Here is an 18,939-nt window from a genome sequence, read left to right on the forward strand (position 1 = left end):
CGCTTGCCTTCTTTTTTATGCATTTGAAGATTTATCGTCGATTATCATTTTATCAGCGATTTTTGATGGTTTATCAGCGATTTTTCCGGGTTTATCAGCGATTTTCCGGGTTTATCAGCGATTTATCTATAATAGCCTAAATCATTAGAAATCTCATAACCACCAATCCAATGGAACCGAAGAGCACATACAAATAACCAACAATAAAGCTGGTCCTGTTCTTCGATTTTTTCACTTTCAAAAAATACACTCCAAGTGAAATCAATAATAACGTTAACAGAACTGCTATTACTTCAAAAACGATCACGTTGATCCCCCATCCCGTTATAAAGAAAAATCCGATTGCCGAATCGTCAATTTATCACTTTCTGCTTCTGTAAAAACTAATCAAGACCTTTTCACTACCGATGCTTTTACTTCAATCTCCCCCATCACCCACTCCAAATCCTCATCCTCCACCAAATGCCCCGGCGTCCACGGGATATGGACATGCGGCGTCACGCCCGTTTCATTCGTATAGTACTTTTCATGCATTTTCGAAACGCTGTAGCCGAATTCATAGTCGCCATAATCCATCGTGACCACGTTGCAGAAATCCACGATTCCCATGGTTGGCCGGCCGACCACTTGGACTTTCGCCGACTTTTTCACGTTGCTCGCGAATGTATCGCCTGAACTCCCACACGTCACATCCGTTAAGACATAGACGTTTTGCGGAGCGGCCTGCCCTTGAATCGTATAATCCAAATCTTCCTGCACGGTCTGGAAACCTTTGCCTTTATTCTTTTCAAATAATGCAATTTCTTCCTTAGCCCACTTCTCAGTCTCCGCGTCCAGCTCCTGCTCCAGATATCCCTTCAATTCGTTCGTCCAAAGATTGCAGTTCCGCTCCGAATAATTCGTATACATGATTTCATCCGCCTGGAACAGGCTCTTGAATGAGGTCGGCCGGTCGAATACATAGTCGAAGATGGGGAAATAAAACATGTCATTGCCGCCATAATTTACGCGGACGTCAATAATCAGGTTGGCGGAATGGTTCAAATCCTCTTTATGCTTTTCCAGTAAATCAAGGATCGGTTTCTCCTGTGCAAAATCCGTCAGTTTCATATAGACCGTATCAGGGTTGAGTTTTTTCAATTCATAACTTGGTATGTAAGGACTTCGTTCATAATTAGCCAGTGACAGCCCGAACGCCCCACCATCACGAGCCACCAGAATATTCTCCGCTTTGCGCAAAGCCACATTCCAAAATTGCCGCTCAAGAACTGTGTCTTCCAGAACTTTCGAATGGCGATTTCCAAACTCCTCAATCGTCAATCCATCTATCTCAACAATTTGATCACCTTTTTGCAGACGCTTTTCTTCGATCGCTTCCGTCACATATAATTCGTTCTGATGCCGCCGCGCTTTGAATCCAAGGTTCGGAATGACCGCATCTTTGGCATTGAACGATAAATGGCCATCCTTGAAATCCAGCAGATAGGACTGCACCGTCTCAATAAAATCCCGCTCCTCCATATCGACTGTAATCCGGTAATCCTGTGGCCTGTTCACTTCTTGCTTTTCTGCTGCACCCGCATAATCCGTTTTCATGATTTGAATGATGTCATTGAAGATTTCTGTTTTATTGAACACATAAACACTCCATTCGTTATTATTCCAGCACTTCTGTATATAATAAAACTTCTTTGCCCTCGTGTTCAGCTCTTAGCAGATTTCGCTATGAGATAATCATTCACAAAAAAGAACACCAAACCGCCTATCAGGATATAAAAGGATGCATTGAGTGTGAAGCTATTATAGAACTCATAAATTGCATGAGCCAATAAAACCAGTAATAAGAAGGCGAATGTCCGCACACCCGCTTTCCTGGCATAATCGATTTTTTGCTGCCTTGCAGCTTTGGCTATTGTCATATTCCCCACCTGCTTCTGTTTTCTCACTTCTAATCCTTTATCCGTGCCATAAACAAATAACCGATGACCGCCAGAAGACGAACTTTGTCATCTTCCGTAAGCCCATCCGACAGCTTTACGATGTGATTATGGGAATCACTGAAAAGCTCCGTATACTCATGGGGGAAGAATCCTTTGGAGAAAGAGGCCCATTGCCTGCCCTCTTCGTCGCTCCAGCTGAAATTGCCGGAGAAGCCGGAAACTTTTATTGCCAGAAGGGTATTTCCCAGTTCATCGAATAATTCACCTTTGATATGAATGAACGCTTTCAGTTCTTCCTGTATGTATGTGCCGATTTTTCGCTGGTCCCCTTCGAAAATTTTCAGCTCCACCTGTTTCAGCCAGCCTTTTTTCCGGAAGGTGATCAGTTTTTCGCCGGTTTGCGAAAAGAATCCGAAGGTCAGCGGAAAAATTGAAATGAGCTCTGAATTTGCCGCAAGGAGGACACGCATCCACCAGTCAACATCGATCGGTTTTACTTCAGCGATCAGCTCCCCGCTTGGTTCAAACAGCAGAAGTCTCGGGAGAAGCGCCATGTCTTTCTTGACGACCACTTCAGTTACATCAAACAATTCCTTTTCTGACTCAAGAATCGGGATGTCTTTCACTTTATTGTATTGCTGGCGGCTGATGAAAATAATCGACAAAATCAGTCCGACCGGAAACAGGAAGAACAGCAGCTCCCACCATTCGCGCAGCGTTTCCGGAGTTTGCAAGATAAGGAATCCGATCATGACGGCCACTGTGAAAATCAAGAACAGCCTGCTGTGTTTTTCTCTTCTTTTATACATTTCAGCGAGCAAAGAAACGACTCCTTCCCCTAAATTTTGTTGAAGACAATCCAATATTGTAAGATTATTCTATCTTTAATCTTATCATTCACAGACAGTATACGGCAGAAATTTTTAAGAAGATAAAACTTCTTCTATATAACTATAAATGCGAAGAATTGAAGCTTCCTTTCACTTCGGTCGCGGTGATATTTTTTATCGTCGATTCTTGATGATTTATCGTCGATTTTCCAGCGTTTATCGTCGATTCTCCAGGATTCAGCCGATTCCCGCTCCCAGCCCAGACACATATAACAAAAAACACGCCCGCAGCATCATCGCTGCAGGCGTGTCCCTATATAAACTTTAGAATTCAAATCCAGAACGGAAACGAAATCCGCCCTTTATTCCAGCATCGAGGTTCCGCTGATTTTGAAGCCGAGGCCTTCGCGTGAAAAGGTGTATTTGGCGGTTTCGCCATTGGCGCCGGTGCCGACCACCAATTCATATGACGCGAATTTGCGTTCGAACTCCAGGATTTCCAGTTCGTCGAAACCGGTCGGGCGGGGATTTGTGCCATACAATGAAATCGCGTAAGCCGACTCTTTTACAGTGATATCTTCAGCCCTCGACCTGAGGATGTTGGGGCTAAGATCTTCTTCGCCCAGTTCGAACAGCTGATCCACTTTCTCCAGTCCGTTTTCTTTCAAATATTGCTCCGGGTAAAAATGGGAGGGAAACATCTGGTAGCTGAAAAACAGGATGAGCAGCAGAATCGAAGCAGTATGGATTGTGCTGTCAAAACGGCATTTTGCGATGAGGCTGTCCAATTTAATCGCTGCCCATATCGACCCGATGATGATCGCTACAAAATAGAGCGTATCCACGAATGAATTGATTAAAATAAAAGACAGGAAGTAGCTGAATTTCATCAGCAGAAAGAAAATCGTTGCACCTATTAAAAAGATGGACAGCGTTCTGATTGCGTCTTTCACCACAGCTTCTGCACCCCATTTTTCAGCAATAGTCTTTATTACTTAATCTTTCCGGCAAGAAAACTGCCGACGCCTGCGCTGTCTCCGAGTTCCCGTTTCGGGATGATCAGTGCTGACATGCCGCTGTTATACAAATAAAAACCGGAATCATCTTCCCCGTAATTCTCGATGCCGCTCCAGGAAACGCTCATTTCACCTTTCGGGCTGATTTCGCGCAGCCCCTGATCCGTGAAAATCATCGTATGCTCACCCAGCACCGCATCATTTTTGCCTTCCCGCATCATCTTCGTCGCATTCCGTTTGATCAGGCGATAAAAGTACGCCGGATAAAACAGGAACCACAAAACGGCTACAGCAACCAACGGGATAAACAGGACCAAAAACGGCACATCCAGAAAACTGGTAGCCAATACAGCCAGTACGATGTACATGAGCGGCACCAATATCCGCTGCAGCTTCACTTGTTTTTGAACCGCTTGTGAATGTTTCGCATGAAATACGTTGAAATCGATATAATCTTCTTCAGTGAGTTTGTAGTTGAGTTCCATCGCTCTATTGACCCCTATCTCTCTTTTAAAGTCCAGCCGCGTCGACGGCAAAAGTCGCGTCTGCGCTGCTGAATCCTTCATATATTAATTGTTCGATCAATCCCGATCTTGAGAAAGCTGTATATTCCAGGTAATCTTCTGCCATAATAACCGCTTGAGTCGTCCAATCGATCCCCAGTTGTTCGACTGCATAAGTTGCATCGGCATTGCTGAATCCTTCATAAACGAGTTGTTCCACTAGACCGCTCTTCGAGAATGCCGTGTAATCGATATAATCCTCTGCCATCGCGATGGCCTGTTGCTGTTCAAATGATTCGGCATCCTTTGCAGCTTGTGCCTTCGCTTCTTCATCCGCTTTTGCTTTCGCTTCGGCATCCGCCTTTTCTTTCTCTTTTGCCTCTGCATCTGCCCTAGCTTTCGCTTCAGCTTCAGCTTTTTCTTTGGCAGCAGCATCTTCTGCAGCTTTCTTGGCTTTTTCTTCATCTTCTTTCTTCTTAAGTTCAGCTTCCTTCGCTTCCCTCTCTTTTTCCTCCAGCAAAAAGAAAGGTTCTGCCTCTTTTACTTTCGCCTCCAATTCTTTTATTTTGATAGTGGATTCTTCTTCAGCAGCTTCGAGCGCTTCGATTTCTTTAGACAAATCCGCATTCGCTGTCTCGAGCTTTTCAACTTTCTTCTGGTTTTCATCTGTCGAGGCATCCACCTCGGACTGCGACGGGCCAAAACCCGCTCCAATGATTAAAGCGATCAATGCCACCAAGATATATGTCCATCTGCGTTTTATAAATGCCGTGACTTTCTCCATGCAAAATCACCTCTTCTCATTCATCTTTCCTATATAATAGTATACTTGTATTCGGATTCATACATTATTTTACAATAATCACGGTAAACTACTCATCCTTTCCTGAAACTTATCAAGCAATAAGTAAAGCCTTTCCTCACGGGAAAGGCTTTGGCGACAACATCTTCATAAAATTGAGGAAGACTTACGAATCTCCCATTTGCTTCGCTTCCTCGGTATCCCGCACGTTCTTCTGCACCGTTACGACCGCAAACAGGCTCAATACGAATGAAATGCCGTAAAACCCTTTTTCACTCAGCGTGATGCTGCCGGCGTTGAACAGGCCGATACCCATGAGCGCGATTGCGGAAATCAGCGCGAACCAGCTGATGCCGTAATACAGATTGGTGACACGGATGCCTTCATCCCGGTCACGCACTGCTTTTTGGAGCGAAACCGCCGAATACAGCCCGAGTATGATCAACACAATGTAATAGCCCTTTTCATTTAATTCCATGGCAGCATTATACAACCCGATCAAATATGCCGATACCCCAATCAGCAATGCGCCCCACGCCGCACCTTTGAATGCGCCTGTCGGTTCACCGAGCCTGCGCTTTTCCGCCGGTTTCTTCGTGAATACTTCTTCATCTCTGTCCCCTAACATATTATCCAACCCCTGTCTTATGATGTTCGCAAATCAGTGCGCGGCAGCTTCTTTGAATCTTCCATGAGCTTTTACATTTTATTTCATTATTAAGATTATTCTACCATATACAATAGCAGCCGGAACGCATGCGCAACAATTTTTATTCCCCTTCTGTTTTCTCTATTTGTTTAGGCGCACCGTCCTGCCGGGTAAAGTAGCAAAGTATGCTTCCTGACAAATGACGATTTACAAATCGAACAGAATGGAGAGATAGTACATGAAAACCGATTTTTCCAAGATTTATATAAATGGTGAATGGATCGATGGGTCCAGCGACAGCGAGATGAAAAACACGAACCCGTTTACAGGGGAAGAACTTGTGACCATCAAGGCCGCTGATAAAAATGATCTGGACAGAGCTTATAAAGCAGCGGCAGAAGCTCAAAGTTCCTGGGCAACAGAGATGCCGCAGAAGAAACGCGAAGTCATCGAAAAGGCATTGAAAATCATGCAGGAAAACAAGGAACTGATCATCGGCTGGCTTGTAAAAGAAGCAGGCAGCACAGTGGTCAAAGCGACCGTCGAATTCGGTGCTTCGGTCAATATCATGAAAGAAGCGGCTACTTTCCCTTACCGCATGGAAGGAAAAATCCTGCCGTCTGAACATCCCGGCAAAGAAAACCGCGTTTACCGCAATCCGCTTGGCGTCATCGGCATTATCAGCCCGTGGAATTTCCCGCTGCATCTGGCGCTCCGTTCTATTGCACCGGCAATTGCGACAGGTAACGCTGTCGTCGTCAAACCGGCTACGGATACACCTGTAACTGGCGGATTATTATTCGCAAGCATTTTTGAAGCGGCAGGATTACCGAAAGGCGTACTGAATGTCGTTGTTGGACGAGGATCCGAGATCGGTGACGACATCGTCAAACATCCGACGCCGCGCCTGATTTCGTTTACCGGTTCAACGCCTGTCGGCAAAGGAATCGGCGAACTTGCGGGCGGCGCTTTGAAAAAGACCGCACTTGAGCTCGGCGGCAATAATAACTTCATCGTCCTGGAAGATGCCGACCTTGAACAGGCTGTCGATTCAGCGCTGTTCGGTAAATTCTATCATCAGGGCCAGATCTGTATGGCGATCAACCGCATTTTTGTCCACGAATCGATCTATGATCAATTCGCCGATGAATTTATTGCCCGTGCCGAAAAGCTGAAATATGGTAACCCGGCTGAAAAAGATACGCAAGTCGGACCGCTCATCAACCGTGACCAGGTCGATCGTATCCTCAAGGAAATCGATGAGACCGTCGAACAAGGTGCAAAATTGCGTCTTGGTGGTAAAGCGGACGGCAATGTCCTGGAGCCGACCGTCCTTACCGGAGTCACCAATGACATGACGATGGCGGAAAATGAAATCTTCGGGCCAGTCGCCATTTTGATCCCATTCAGCAATGACGATGAAGTTGTGGAAATGGCGAACGCGTATCCATACGGGCTCAGCGGCGCCGTCCATTCCTCCAATATCGAACATGGGACGAATATCGCGCACCGCATCCACACGGGCATGATCCACGTCAACGACCAGCCGGTCAACGACGAAGCGCATATGCCGTTCGGCGGTGAAAAAGATTCCGGTCTCGGCCGCTTCAACGGCGAATGGGTGCTCGAGGAATTCACCACACTAAAATGGATTTCTGTTCAGCACAAGCCACGTGAGTACGGATCTTTTGTTGAGAATACGAAGAAATAAAATTGTAAAGGAAGAGGCGCTGATCCACGGATCAGCGCCTCTTCCTTCTATTATAATATGAAACCTTTTATTCCATCACAAACCTCACGTCACACTGACTGAAGAATACTTCCACCTGCTGCCCCGCTTCCAGTTGTTCCGACTGTCCGCGGAACAACTGACATTCGAGTTCATGATTGCCTGCCTGAACGATAGCTGTATAGAATCCCTGCAGGAATTTCACTTTCAGCACATGGCCTTTGATCCGGATGGCATCGCCCGGTACCTGTATATTGCCGTCTGCCACCTGCAGTGCTTCCGGCCGCAGGATGAGAAAGCGTTCGCCTTCAGGTTCCCCATTTTTTACATCCATCGTGATCGCCCCATCCGCAGAAACAAATCTGCCCTCCCCGATATTGCCCAGGATAATATTTTTTATTCCCAGAAATGCGGCAATTTCGGTACTGACCGGCTTTTCGTATAATTCTGTTCCAGCGCCCACTTGCAGCAAACGACCATCGCGCATGATGCCGATCCGGTCCGACAGTTCGAACGCCTCGTCCCGGTCATGGGTTACAAACAGAATGGTGACGCCGAGTTCTTTCTGGATCCGGCCGAGCAGCTCCCTCATTTCTTCGCGCAGGCCCGGGTCGAGTGCGCTGAACGGTTCATCCATCAGCAGGACGCGAGGATTTGCCACCAGCGCCCTGGCAAGTGCGACACGCTGTTGCTGACCGCCGCTCAGTTCGTCGGGGAATCGGTGATAAAATCCTTTCAGCCCCACTCCATCCAACATCGCTTCGGCTTTTTCGAGACGCTCTTTTTTACCGACTTTTTGCATCTTCAACCCGAAAGCCGTATTGTCGGCGACCGTCATATGCGGAAACAGCAGCGGCTGCTGAAAAACCATGGAAAATCTGCGCGCTTCAGGCGGCGTTGCTGTCAGATCCGAATTGCCGTACCACACCTTTCCGGAATCCGGCTCCAATAAACCCGCGGCCAATTTCAACAGCGTCGTCTTGCCGCAGCCGGAAGGACCCAGCAATGAGAAAAACTCCCCTTCCCGGATCGTCAAGTCGATGGACCGGAGTCCGAATGATTCCGTTTTATTGGCTGCCGTCTTACTGTATGTCTTTTCAATTTGGTCTAAACGAAGTTCCTTCATCGTTTCCAGCTCCCCTCCCATTTACGCTGACGGATTTTTTTCTTCTATAATAACTCTTCAGCGACAAGTCCATTCCGAGCAGCGCCAGAATCGCCATTCCGGCAAACAGGATTGAATAAGCGGAAGCTACAGCCGGATCACCGCCGCTGATAAATGGAAACAGCAGGACCGGCAGTGTGACGACCTGCCCCGAGCCGATGATGAATGTGATCAGGTATTGGCTGAGCGAAATGAGGATGCTCAATGATGCCCCTGCCGCAATTCCCGGCAGGAGATGCGGCAGCACGACGGCATAAAAGCGCTGGAACGGCCCCGCACCCAACATGCGTGCCTGATCTTCCCAGTCGACAGAAAGCGTGCTGTAACTGGTGATTAATGCGCGGACCATATAAGGAAGAGTCGGCGACAAATGGGCCAGTACGACGCCCAACACCGTTTCTGTCAGCCCGAGCCTGAGAAATGTCAGGTGGATGCCCATGACCGAAACGAAAGGCGGAATGATGATCGGCGCAAACAGAATCGCTTCTGCGAGCCATTTCCCTTTGATGCGGTAACGCACCAATGCGTTGGCTGCCGGCACTGCCAGAACGATATTCACAATCGTCACGATAAATGCGATCAGCAGACTGATGCCGATTGCCCGCCATGTGCCTGAACTTCCCCTTAACACATAATCCCATGAACGGAAGCTCAGGGAATCAGGCAATAGGTTCGGCCATTGCCAACCGACTGATACACTCGTCAAAATCAGCGCAAAAAACGGAATGCCGATCAAAAGCAGCGACAGCAGCAGAAGAATCCAAAAAGAGATTTTTTTCATATCACTGCCACCCTTTCAGGACATTCCAGCGTTTGCTGAAATAATAGACGATCAAGCCAAGAATGACAGTCAGTCCAGACAGCACCAGGTTGATAGCCAATGCTTCCGGTCTGTCGGCGAGTGTACCGCTCGTATAGAGCTGATAGGAATGGACAGACAGCATATTCGGATACGTGACACCCAGCAAAAATGGCACTTCGAACGCTGAAAAGGTGAAGACGAAGACGATGAAAACAGCGATCGTCCAAGACGGCATCATGACCGGCAAAGCAATTTCACGGATGAATTGCCGATTGTTTGCGCCAAATACGCGCGAAGCATCGCGCCAGGAACCGTGTATCCGCATCAGTACCGGATATACCATCAAAGACACAAAAGGCGCTTCTTTCCAGGCATAAGTCAAAATGATGCCCCAGCCAAATGGATCATTGACCAGTACCGGAAAATCACTGATCGTATCAATCAAGCCCATTGAAGCAAATAATTTCGAAAACAATCCACTCTGCATGAACAGCAACACAATGACATAAGCGCCTACCAGATGCGGAATGGTTAAAGGAAGCTGGAAGACACGATGCCATAATCCCGCTCCTTTGTTCTTGCCCGAATTATGCAGCATGAACAATGATATGGCGAGCACGCCGCCAAGTAAGCCGGAAATGATGGATGACAGGAATGCCACCCTGAATGTCAGGCCAAGCGATGACCAGAAACTCGACGAATTCCATAAATCCGTATAGGCGTCAAAACTGAAACCGACTTCCCCGATTGCCGGAAAGTAGCCCATACTTTTTAAAAGACCGTCAAAAAGCCCTCCAAAAAACAGGAGGACTATGGTGCCGGTGGCGGGCAGCAGCAAAAGATAAGGTTTACTCTTTTGCCACATTTTCCATCCACCCTTTTTCAATTATTTCGATATAATCCGATGACAATTCAGGCAGACGGTGATTTTCGAGCTCCTCCAGCGGCAGTGTCGCTTCGCCGAGGTCCACGTCATTCATCGCCTGTTGCTGGTCGGCAGACAGTTTCTCAAAAGTCAGTGCTGATAAATCACCCCAGTTTTCCGGTGACAATTTAGCGGTTTGCGCTTCAGGCGACATCAATTCATTGATCGCCACCATCGCCCCTGCTTTATCTGTTGAATTGAACGGGATTGCCAGGAAATGGGTGTTTGATAACGTCCCCACATCCAGCACGAACGTCCGGGTTGAGGCAGGGAAACGCCCCTTCAATACTTCACTGGCCGCAAGCGCCGGATCGTAGCTCATCGTCATGGAGACTTCGCCGCTGGCATAAAGCTGATCCAGTTTCGCAAGGCTTTCAGGATACGTCGACCCTTCGCGCCATAGATATGGTTCGATGTCATTCAAATAATCCCACATAGGCTGGAAGTGCTCTTCCAGATCCTCGATTTCTGCAGCAGGCTGGCCATATTGCTCATGTCCGCCGGTCGTTTCATACAGCACATGGCGGATAAAAGCGCTGCCGGTAAAATCAGGCAATGCCGGATACGTGAACTGGCCCGGATTTTCCCTTATCCAATCCGAAAGCTCCTCCATCGATTTTGGTGGATCCGCCACTTTTTCGGTATCATGGACGAATACGAATTGCGCTTTGCCCCACGGTGCCTGCAAACCTTCGACGGGCTCACCGAAATCCTCCGCAACTTCTGGTGCTTCCGGATCTATGTAATCAACGAAGTTCGGCAATTGGCCTGTAAAATCATCCCATAGCAAGCCGTTATCTTTCGCCGCTTTGAAATTTTCACCGTTGATCCAGATAATGTCCATGCTGCCATCAGTTTTGCCGGCAGTCTTTTCATCCAGTAATTGATTGATGATATCCTGCGCATCGTTCACCGGCACACGCGATAATTTGACGTCATATTCTTCCGCCATACGCGGAGCCACCCAATCATCCAGATAGCGGTTGATATTATCGTTGCCGCCCCACATGTACATATTCACTTCCTGCCCTTCGGCCGATTCGGCAATTTCCTGCCAGTCGCCGGTGAGAAGGTCGTCTGTCCCCTGTTCATCCTCCTGTTCAGATTGAGCCGAGCAGGCTGAAAGAAAGAGCGTCAGCGCAGCAGTTGCCAACAATAATTTATTCTTCATCTTTTCACGTCCTAAACCAAGAGATTCCTTCTTCATTCTATTCTGATTATACATTCACCCAGCGCTTACGGATAATAATTGGGACAATGGTCAGCACAATAAACACGCCGAGCCCCACCAGCAAGACGACCGGGTCTCCCGCTGCAAAACTGCTGCCGAGAAAATTATAGGCGAATGTGCCGGGGATTACCCCGATCAGCGTCGCGAGTGCAAAAGCGGCTGGCCGGACTTTTGCGAATGCGGCCAAATAACTGATCAGATCGAAATTGATGACCGGGATGAGCCGGAACAGCAGCACATACCAAAATCCGTTCTGCTCCAGCTGTTCCTGGATTTTTGCTGTTTTCCCGTTTTGCTCTTTAGTGAAAAACCGGCTTCCCAGCTTGCCGGCAACGGTAAAGGATAAGACGGCTCCTGCCACTGCGCCGGCAATCGTATAAATTGTACCGAGCCATGGACCGAAAATGAGTCCGCCCGCCAGCGACAGCAGCGACGCCGGGAAAAAGACCAGCGGCCTTATGGTATAGATGCCGATGTAGACGGCCGGTGCCCAAATGCCATATGACAGGATATAGTTCCGGATCATTTCAGGGTCCGTTTCAAAAAAACGGCTGCCGAGCCAGATGGCCAATCCGATGCCGATCAGCAGCAATAACCATTTACCGGCTGGCTTCATAGGAATTCTGGTCATCTTCTGCGGTTATGGGAGGCGATGCTCATATAACGGTTTTTCATCTCTTCATAGCGCTTGCGGTTGACTCCGTTATCCGAATAACCGACGCGTGATGCCGAACGGAATTCGATCTGCTGGTTCAGATCATTGAAATAAAACTCGATATCATCTTTGAACTTGAACAGGTTCGACTTCGCGACCGCATGGATGTAGCGGTCGTCATGCTGCACGATTTCAACGCCCTGATAGCCTTTCAGCATTCCCACCAGGCATTTCTCCGATTGCTGGCGGTCGCCCACATACGGGAAGGCCTGTACGAATTTACCTTTTGATGCCGTCTGTGAAGAAACGGCGTTCGGTGTTGACGGCACTTCTTTCAATCGGCCGTTTTCCACGCCAAGTTTCGGCTTTTTATTGTTCTTCACCGCCATATTGGCAATGCCGATCCCAGCAGCAGCCGCTCCTCCGTAAAGGGCGATTTTTTCAGCAGGCAATTCTCCTGCTCTCGCTTTGTTGAATGTTTTTACGACCGGCTGATTCAATAGGTTGTCGACATAGACTTTCTTGCCGATTTTCACCAGCACTTCGCTGTAGGTCGGATAAGGGTGGATGACGCCCGATAATTTGCCCATATTGATATGGAGGGTTTTCAGCGTCTGGATCTGGCTGATGATTTCACCTGCACGGTCGCCTAAAATGCTGGCACCAAGGATGAATCCTTTTTTATCCAAAATGACTTTCACATTGCCGATGCTGTCTTTTTTCGTATTGGCACGGTCGATCTCCGAATAATCATATTCGTAGACGCGGATCTCGTCTCCGTATTTCTCGCGCGCTTCCGCTTCCGACAGACCGGATCTGCCCAGTTCCGGATCTGTATAGGTGCACCATGTCACATGGGTGTAATCGATTTTTTTATTGATCGGCAGAATGGCATTTTGCGTAGCCGTGATTCCCTGGTAATTCGCCATATGTGACAGCTGATAAGGTCCGACGACATCCCCGATGGCATAAATGCCTTTTGCCGTCGTCTCCATATGCTCATCCACCTGGATGCTTTTCTTATCGTATGTCACGCCCGCTCTCTCAAGCCCGTAGCCTTCCACTCGGGCTTTACGTCCGAGCGCCACCATCAAGCCTTCGTTCGTGACCGTCTCTTCCTTGCCGTCTTTTTTGATGATCAGGTCGATTTCCTCCCCATTCTTCGCCGCTCTGACAGCCTCAGAAGAGGTTTTGATCTTCACGCCTTCATCGATAAGCCGCTGTTGGATCATGTGCGCATGATCTTCTTCGTCATTTCCGAGGATACGGCCGGACTTCTCGACAATCGTCACTTCCACTCCGAGACGGTTCAACGCCTGGCCGAGCTCGACGCCGATTGCGCCGCCGCCAAGGATCGTCATCGATTTCGGAAATTCCTTCAAGTTAAAAATCGTATCATTCGTCAGATAATCTACACTGTCTAGCCCTTCAATCGGCGGCACCAGTGGTGATGAGCCGGTCGACAGGATGAATTTCTTCGCTTCGATGCGTTCATTATCCACTTCCACCGCACGCTCATCGATGAATTTCGCATAGCCATTGATAAAATCAATGCCTGCTTCCTGCAGCACTTCCGGCGACTCGCCTTCATATACTTTTTGGATAACATCCCGAATGTCTTTCAGCACTTGCTTAGTATCGACTTTCAGATCCGGGGAATATTTTTTTGCATGATGGACTTCTTCTGCGATATTGATCAGCGATTTACTTGGAATACAGCCTGACCAGGTACATTCTCCCCCGGGAAGATTCTTATCGATCAATACGACTTTCTTAGAGAAACCTGCGGCAGTGAATGCGGCGGTCAAACCCGCTGCTCCTGCTCCAATAATTGCGATATCATATTTTCTAACCATTTCTATCATGTCCTTTCTTTCCTGTTAGTCTGAATCCAAAAACTGCAATGATTCTTTATTACCCTGTTTTCACTTTTTACAATCCGCATCACGCTATTTTTGCAAAAGCATTATAAGAGGGATTGGAAAGGATGTTAGTCTATACTGTTTATTATCTGAACATCCGGATTCAAAGATTCTGTCTATCCATCGCTCCGTCGCCCGAGTATGTCCTGCAGATTACTGGCTCTTACAGGAATCTTCTTTGCAATTAATAGTATAAAAACAGGCCTCAGCGACCAAGCGGAGTGCAGACCGGATGCTTCACTTCAATCCATCTCAATATGAAAAGGTGATTCCATGCTTGATACACATGCCCGAAAACATATTCAGCCTGTCATCGAAAAGTCGGCTGATCTTTTATTGACACGGGGCTTTACGGCTGATGGCGTGACCAAAACGGCGTTCGCCATCGGACTGAGCGCCGGGGTGCTGATTTATCTCGACCAGCCGATCCTTGCGCTCACGGCGCTTTGGATTTCGGGCTTTCTCGATGTGGTCGACGGCACCATGGCGCGGAAAACAAAACCGTCTTCGTGGGGCACGCTGCTCGACATCAGTTTTGACCGCACGGTGGAAATCGGCGTCATCCTGGGACTTGCCTTCCGCTATCCTGGCTCGATGTGGGCGCTGCTCCTGCTCAGTGTCTCAATCATCATCGCGATGACCATATTCCTGACCGTCGGCGCTTTATCGGATATACAAGGCGTGAAATCCTTCTATTATCAGGCAGGACTCGCTGAACGGACAGAGACATTCATTCTTTTCACGCTGATGATTTTATTGCCAGCGTATTTGACGGCAATCACGGTGTTTTTCGTAGCGATTCAGATCATCACGATTTTCCAGCGTATGACTGAAGCGAGACGATTATTGAAGTAAAGGGGCGTTTTCATGAAGACGTTGGTATTCGTTGGCGGCGGACATGCGCATCTGCATTGTCTCGGACAAATAAAAAAAGACCCGCTTCCCGATTGCCGGGTCGTGCTGATTTCCCCTTCGCTCCACCAGTATTATTCCGGCATGTTTTCAGGATTTGCAGAAGGGCTTTACAGCATCGACGATATCCGGATCGACCTTCGATGTCTAAGTGAAAGTGCCGGCGCCAGGTTCATCATGGATCGGATCGTCGCAATCGATCCGGCTGCGGGCCAGCTTACCGGAGCGAACGGCGCCATTTACGATTATGACCTCGTGTCTTTCGATATCGGTTCGGATGATTCCATACCGGAAGAAATGAAAGAGCTTTTGTCGCCGAATAAACCGAATTTCCTGTTTCCCGACCGTTTGCTCCAACTCAGGAAATCGGCTCAGCCCATCATTGTCGGAGGCGGTGCAGCAGGTGTTGAACTAGCATTTTCGATCAACGCCTGGCGGCAAGAGCAGGGGCTGCCGTTGAATACTATTCTGCTGAGTTCTTCTCCGCTTCTTTCCGGCCTCGGGGAGCGGGCGATAAAATCCGCTGAAGCGATTGCCTACCGAAAATCGCTGAATTTTTTCACAGGCTATCAAGTTGAAGTGATTGATCGCGGTTCAGTTGTGACTAGTGAGAGACAGGCATTTCCTTTTTCCGATCTTCTTTGGGCTGCCGGTCCGGCGAGTTTCAGGCTTTTTGAGGATGCCGGTCTGCCGACAGATGAAAAAGGCTTTCTCCTCGTCACGAATACGCTGAACGTGGTCGGCCATCCTGAAATTTTCGGTGCCGGCGATTGCGTGACCTTGGAGCATTATCCCGGACTTCCGAAAAATGGCGTCTACGCCGTCAGGCAAGGACCGGTCCTTTGGAGCAATGTAAAGAGTCGTTTGGCATCTGAAGAACTGGCTTCCTTCACGCCGCAAAAAAGGTTCACTTCCATTCTCTCTACCGGCAACGGTGAAGCCCTTCTGCTCAACGGCGGAATCACTCTGCATGGCCGTTTGCCGATGAAGGTGAAACAGTACATCGATCTTAAATTCATGAAGCGTTATAAAAAAATTTATGAATGAACCGATGCATTTATCAATACTAAAAAGAGGTGGAGAAAATTCTCTACCTCTTTTTATCTTCTTGCAGAAAATAACCTGCCTATCCTTTTTTCTTCTCCATAACTCCACTGCCCCATACTCCCAGGAAAACGATGAATACTGCAACCATGATGCTGATATCCATATTCTCACCTCCTATGGATGGATCCAAATCCGTGGACAAAACATTCTGAAATTTCATTTAATTAATAAATTATAGCATTTAAGACAGCCGTTTTCAATTCATCTACTCCATCCACTTTCTGTCTTCATTGGCCCGGCACAAAAAGAGATTTCTTCAATAAAGGCACGACTTCCGTCGCCAGCATTTCAATATTTTTCTCCACTTGGTGGAACGGTAACCCGCCGACATCGACCTGGGCCATGAAACGGGTGTGGCCATACAATTCGTGCTGACGCAGAATTTTGTCGACAATCTGCTGCGGACTCCCCACAAACAATGCCGTCTCCGGACTCGCCATTTGTTCGAAATCGGCTCTCGACATCCTTGTACCCATGCCGCGCTGGCGGTTCACGTAATTCCAATAGTTGGCGTAATAAGGGAAGAACTCATCTTTTGCCTGTTCAGCCGTTTCCCGGATATAGGTATGTCCGGTCACGCCAACATTCAGGCTTTCCGGTGCATGTCCCGCCGCTGCTCCCGCCTGGCGGTAAATATCCACAAGCGGCTTGAACCGCACCGGGTCGCCGCCGAGAATTGCCAACGCCATGCCGACTCCGAGTCTTCCTGCTCGAACAGCACTTTCCGGTGTTCCGCCAACCCCGATCCAGATCGGCAATTTGCCTTGCACAGGACGCGGCGAGATTTCCGCGTTTCTCAATGAAGGACGGAAATTTCCATTCCATGACACCACTTCGTTTTTATTCAACTGCAGCAGCAAATCCATATGCTCGTCGAACAGCTCGTTATAATCATTCGTGCTGTAGCCGAACAGCGGAAACGAATCGATGAAGGCGCCGCGGCCCGCCAGGATTTCGGCGCGGCCATCTGAAATCAGATCAAGTGTCGCGAAATCTTCGTAAAGACGGACAGGATCGAGCGTACTCAATACACTCGTCGTACTCGTCAGGCGGATATTTTTTGTTTCACGGGCAATCGCCGCGAGCACAACTGCTGGTGACGACACCGCGTAATCGAGCCGGTGATGTTCCCCGACACCGAATATATCAAGGCCGGCTTCATCGGCCAGTTTTCCTGCCTGAATGATTTCTTCCAACCGCTGTTTCGGCGAAATCGTTTTCACGGTTAGCGGGTCCGGCCCCATATCGGCAAGTGAATAGATGCCGATTTCAATGCCCTTCATTTCTGTTGGAGACAATTAAACCACTCCTTTTAGTTACTTTATGTAACTAAGTTTATAATTGTCACCTTTAATAGTCAAGGGTTCGTGTCGCCACATAAAAACCGCCGACGGAATTTCCGGCAGCGGCCCACTCCTTATAATTCAATTCTCTAACGCAATCTTGATATGCGCCAGATGATGCTCTTCGTGCCAGCACAGTTTTGCCAGTTTTGTCGCAACGCTGATTTCCCCGTTTACTTCATGGGTGAAAACGCGGCTCAAGTCCGAGTCGCTCACATGCTTCCCGATGGCGACAATCCGTTCATTCAGGCCTTCCAGAATGCGGATCGAACTTTCCACCGGCAATTCATTGTCCGGCAGCTCTGCCCATTTTTCCTGATCGAAAGCCGGTACTGTCGGGTTGTCATCCGTCAAGGCAAGTCGCAGACGCTGATACATCGTCACCTGCGAGTCCGCGATATGATGCACCAGCTGACGCACGGTCCAGGCACCTTCCCGGTATTTCTTTCCGAGTTGCTCATCGTCCAACCCATCGACCGCTTCCCGCAAACGGGCGGTATAACTACTGATTTTGCCGAGCCATTCTTCAATATGCTCAGGTTCTACGTGTTCAGGAACTTCCAATTTTCCAATAGGGAATTTCACATCCATTGTGCCAACCTCTTTTCCTTATCCGTATTTGTGGGGATCGCATTCACGCTCAATATACCAATCGGGCAGTGCTTTGTAAAATGAAAGGCATAGTCGGGACACGCTACGTTCTGCCATTTAATCCACAATTTTTTGACCGCTAAGAATTATGGTTAAATAAATTTTATCAGCGATTTTTTAAGGTTTATCGGCGATTATTTTCGGTTTATCAGCGATTTTCAGACGTTTATCAGCGATTTCTTACCTTTTATCAGCGATTCTTCAATTTCCAATGAAATTATTATAATACTTTAGTTCAAACACCAAATTACTCCACGGTGCTTTCACGAAACCAATTCCCCGCTCCCCCGTATAATAAGTAAGAAAAATAAAAAAGGAGTCATCCAAAATGAGAGTAAAAACTTTTTATGGCTGGAGCGAGACAGGATTAGACCGCAAAGTGAATGAGTTTCTGGAGAACAGTTCGGCAGAAATCGTCGACATCAAATTTTCCACTCCCATCTTTTTCTTCAGTGCGATGGTCTTGTATAAACCGGCTGATTCCGGAAAAAATATTTCATTCTAAAAGTCTTAAAAAGGGAGGCAACCTCTATGCGCCGTCTGGCCATCATCAGCATGATGCTTTCCGCAACCGTGCTGATCGTACATATCCTATTTGATTTGAATACGATGATGCCCGGATTGTTGGCGCGCATTTCAATCGGCGTCTTCTGCCTCGTGCTGCTTTCAGCCGGCATTTATTTGGTGCCGAAAAAAGAAAGAACCGCTGACTGACATGAATTATACAAAAAAGCACAGAGAACCCGCCCAGCAATGG

General features: G+C 48.0%; 20 protein-coding genes. 5 read left to right on the forward strand and 15 right to left on the reverse strand.

Going from position 1 to position 18,939, the window contains the following annotated elements:
• Positions 1 to 387: 387 nt before the first annotated feature.
• From IQ294_RS16460 to yiaA, 7 genes are all read right to left on the reverse strand, one after another.
• Positions 388 to 1,638 (reverse strand): S41 family peptidase, encoded by a 1,251-nt coding sequence (locus IQ294_RS16460; protein ID WP_203334578.1) that lies wholly within the window; start codon positions 1,636 to 1,638, stop codon positions 388 to 390.
• A gap of 65 nt (positions 1,639 to 1,703) precedes the next feature.
• Positions 1,704 to 1,919 (reverse strand): hypothetical protein, encoded by a 216-nt coding sequence (locus IQ294_RS13470; RefSeq protein ID WP_203334579.1) that lies wholly within the window; start codon positions 1,917 to 1,919, stop codon positions 1,704 to 1,706.
• 29 nt (positions 1,920 to 1,948) lie between these two features.
• Complete coding sequence (locus IQ294_RS13475) at positions 1,949 to 2,761, reverse strand: hypothetical protein (protein ID WP_203334580.1); 813 nt, start codon at positions 2,759 to 2,761, stop codon at positions 1,949 to 1,951.
• 371 nt (positions 2,762 to 3,132) lie between these two features.
• The gene (locus IQ294_RS13480; RefSeq protein ID WP_203334581.1) at positions 3,133 to 3,726 is read right to left on the reverse strand and encodes a hypothetical protein; all 594 of its coding nucleotides are present in this window, start codon (positions 3,724 to 3,726) and stop codon (positions 3,133 to 3,135) included.
• 35 nt (positions 3,727 to 3,761) lie between these two features.
• Positions 3,762 to 4,271, reverse strand: a complete 510-nt coding sequence (locus tag IQ294_RS13485) for a YcxB family protein (protein WP_203334582.1) — start codon at positions 4,269 to 4,271, stop codon at positions 3,762 to 3,764.
• Between the two features lie 25 nt (positions 4,272 to 4,296).
• Positions 4,297 to 5,073 (reverse strand): Ltp family lipoprotein, encoded by a 777-nt coding sequence (locus IQ294_RS13490; RefSeq protein WP_203334583.1) that lies wholly within the window; start codon positions 5,071 to 5,073, stop codon positions 4,297 to 4,299.
• Between the two features lie 184 nt (positions 5,074 to 5,257).
• Complete coding sequence (yiaA, locus tag IQ294_RS13495) at positions 5,258 to 5,719, reverse strand: inner membrane protein YiaA (RefSeq protein WP_203334584.1); 462 nt, start codon at positions 5,717 to 5,719, stop codon at positions 5,258 to 5,260.
• Positions 5,720 to 5,978: 259 nt separating this feature from the next.
• Here yiaA and IQ294_RS13500 point away from each other — a divergent pair, with 259 nt between their 5' ends.
• Positions 5,979 to 7,451 (forward strand): aldehyde dehydrogenase family protein, encoded by a 1,473-nt coding sequence (locus tag IQ294_RS13500; RefSeq protein ID WP_203334585.1) that lies wholly within the window; start codon positions 5,979 to 5,981, stop codon positions 7,449 to 7,451.
• Between the two features lie 67 nt (positions 7,452 to 7,518).
• Here IQ294_RS13500 and IQ294_RS13505 read toward each other — a convergent pair whose 3' ends face one another.
• From IQ294_RS13505 to IQ294_RS13530, 6 genes are read right to left on the reverse strand one after another with little or no spacing between them, the layout of a single operon-like run.
• Positions 7,519 to 8,595, reverse strand: coding sequence for an ABC transporter ATP-binding protein (locus IQ294_RS13505; protein ID WP_203334586.1), 1,077 nt, complete (start codon positions 8,593 to 8,595; stop codon positions 7,519 to 7,521).
• Positions 8,567 to 9,415, reverse strand: coding sequence for an ABC transporter permease (locus IQ294_RS13510; protein ID WP_203334587.1), 849 nt, complete (start codon positions 9,413 to 9,415; stop codon positions 8,567 to 8,569). Before IQ294_RS13510 ends, IQ294_RS13505 begins: the two co-directional genes overlap by 29 nt.
• A 1-nt stretch (position 9,416) precedes the next feature.
• Positions 9,417 to 10,301 carry an ABC transporter permease gene (locus tag IQ294_RS13515; RefSeq protein ID WP_203334588.1) on the reverse strand — a complete coding sequence of 295 codons (885 nt, stop codon included), beginning with the start codon at positions 10,299 to 10,301 and terminating at the stop codon, positions 9,417 to 9,419.
• A complete protein-coding gene (locus IQ294_RS13520) occupies positions 10,285 to 11,532 on the reverse strand; it encodes an ABC transporter substrate-binding protein (RefSeq protein WP_203334589.1) in 1,248 nt (415 codons plus the stop codon). Before IQ294_RS13520 ends, IQ294_RS13515 begins: the two co-directional genes overlap by 17 nt.
• 46 nt (positions 11,533 to 11,578) lie before the next feature.
• The gene (locus IQ294_RS13525) at positions 11,579 to 12,208 is read right to left on the reverse strand and encodes a TVP38/TMEM64 family protein (RefSeq protein ID WP_238942843.1); all 630 of its coding nucleotides are present in this window, start codon (positions 12,206 to 12,208) and stop codon (positions 11,579 to 11,581) included.
• A gap of 11 nt (positions 12,209 to 12,219) precedes the next feature.
• Positions 12,220 to 14,112, reverse strand: coding sequence for an FAD-dependent oxidoreductase (locus IQ294_RS13530; protein ID WP_238942844.1), 1,893 nt, complete (start codon positions 14,110 to 14,112; stop codon positions 12,220 to 12,222).
• Positions 14,113 to 14,442: 330 nt separating this feature from the next.
• Between IQ294_RS13530 and IQ294_RS13535 the strand changes: the two genes are divergently transcribed.
• Positions 14,443 to 15,024 (forward strand): CDP-alcohol phosphatidyltransferase family protein, encoded by a 582-nt coding sequence (locus IQ294_RS13535; protein WP_203334591.1) that lies wholly within the window; start codon positions 14,443 to 14,445, stop codon positions 15,022 to 15,024.
• A gap of 12 nt (positions 15,025 to 15,036) precedes the next feature.
• Positions 15,037 to 16,128, forward strand: coding sequence for an FAD-dependent oxidoreductase (locus IQ294_RS13540; protein ID WP_203334592.1), 1,092 nt, complete (start codon positions 15,037 to 15,039; stop codon positions 16,126 to 16,128).
• A gap of 287 nt (positions 16,129 to 16,415) precedes the next feature.
• On the opposite strand, the gene IQ294_RS13545 is transcribed toward IQ294_RS13540, so the two are convergent.
• A complete protein-coding gene (locus IQ294_RS13545) occupies positions 16,416 to 17,471 on the reverse strand; it encodes an LLM class flavin-dependent oxidoreductase (protein WP_203334667.1) in 1,056 nt (351 codons plus the stop codon).
• Between the two features lie 141 nt (positions 17,472 to 17,612).
• Positions 17,613 to 18,122 (reverse strand): YfiT family bacillithiol transferase, encoded by a 510-nt coding sequence (locus IQ294_RS13550; protein WP_203334593.1) that lies wholly within the window; start codon positions 18,120 to 18,122, stop codon positions 17,613 to 17,615.
• Positions 18,123 to 18,510: 388 nt separating this feature from the next.
• Between IQ294_RS13550 and IQ294_RS13555 the strand changes: the two genes are divergently transcribed.
• Positions 18,511 to 18,687, forward strand: coding sequence for a sporulation protein Cse60 (locus IQ294_RS13555; RefSeq protein WP_203334594.1), 177 nt, complete (start codon positions 18,511 to 18,513; stop codon positions 18,685 to 18,687).
• Between the two features lie 26 nt (positions 18,688 to 18,713).
• Entirely contained in the window at positions 18,714 to 18,896 is a 183-nt protein-coding gene (locus IQ294_RS13560) for a hypothetical protein (RefSeq protein WP_203334595.1), read from the forward strand.
• The last annotated feature ends 43 nt before the right edge of the window (positions 18,897 to 18,939 follow it).

It is taken from the genome of Planococcus beigongshangi (genome assembly GCF_016820495.1).
Lineage (GTDB): Bacteria > Bacillota > Bacilli > Bacillales_A > Planococcaceae > Planococcus > Planococcus beigongshangi.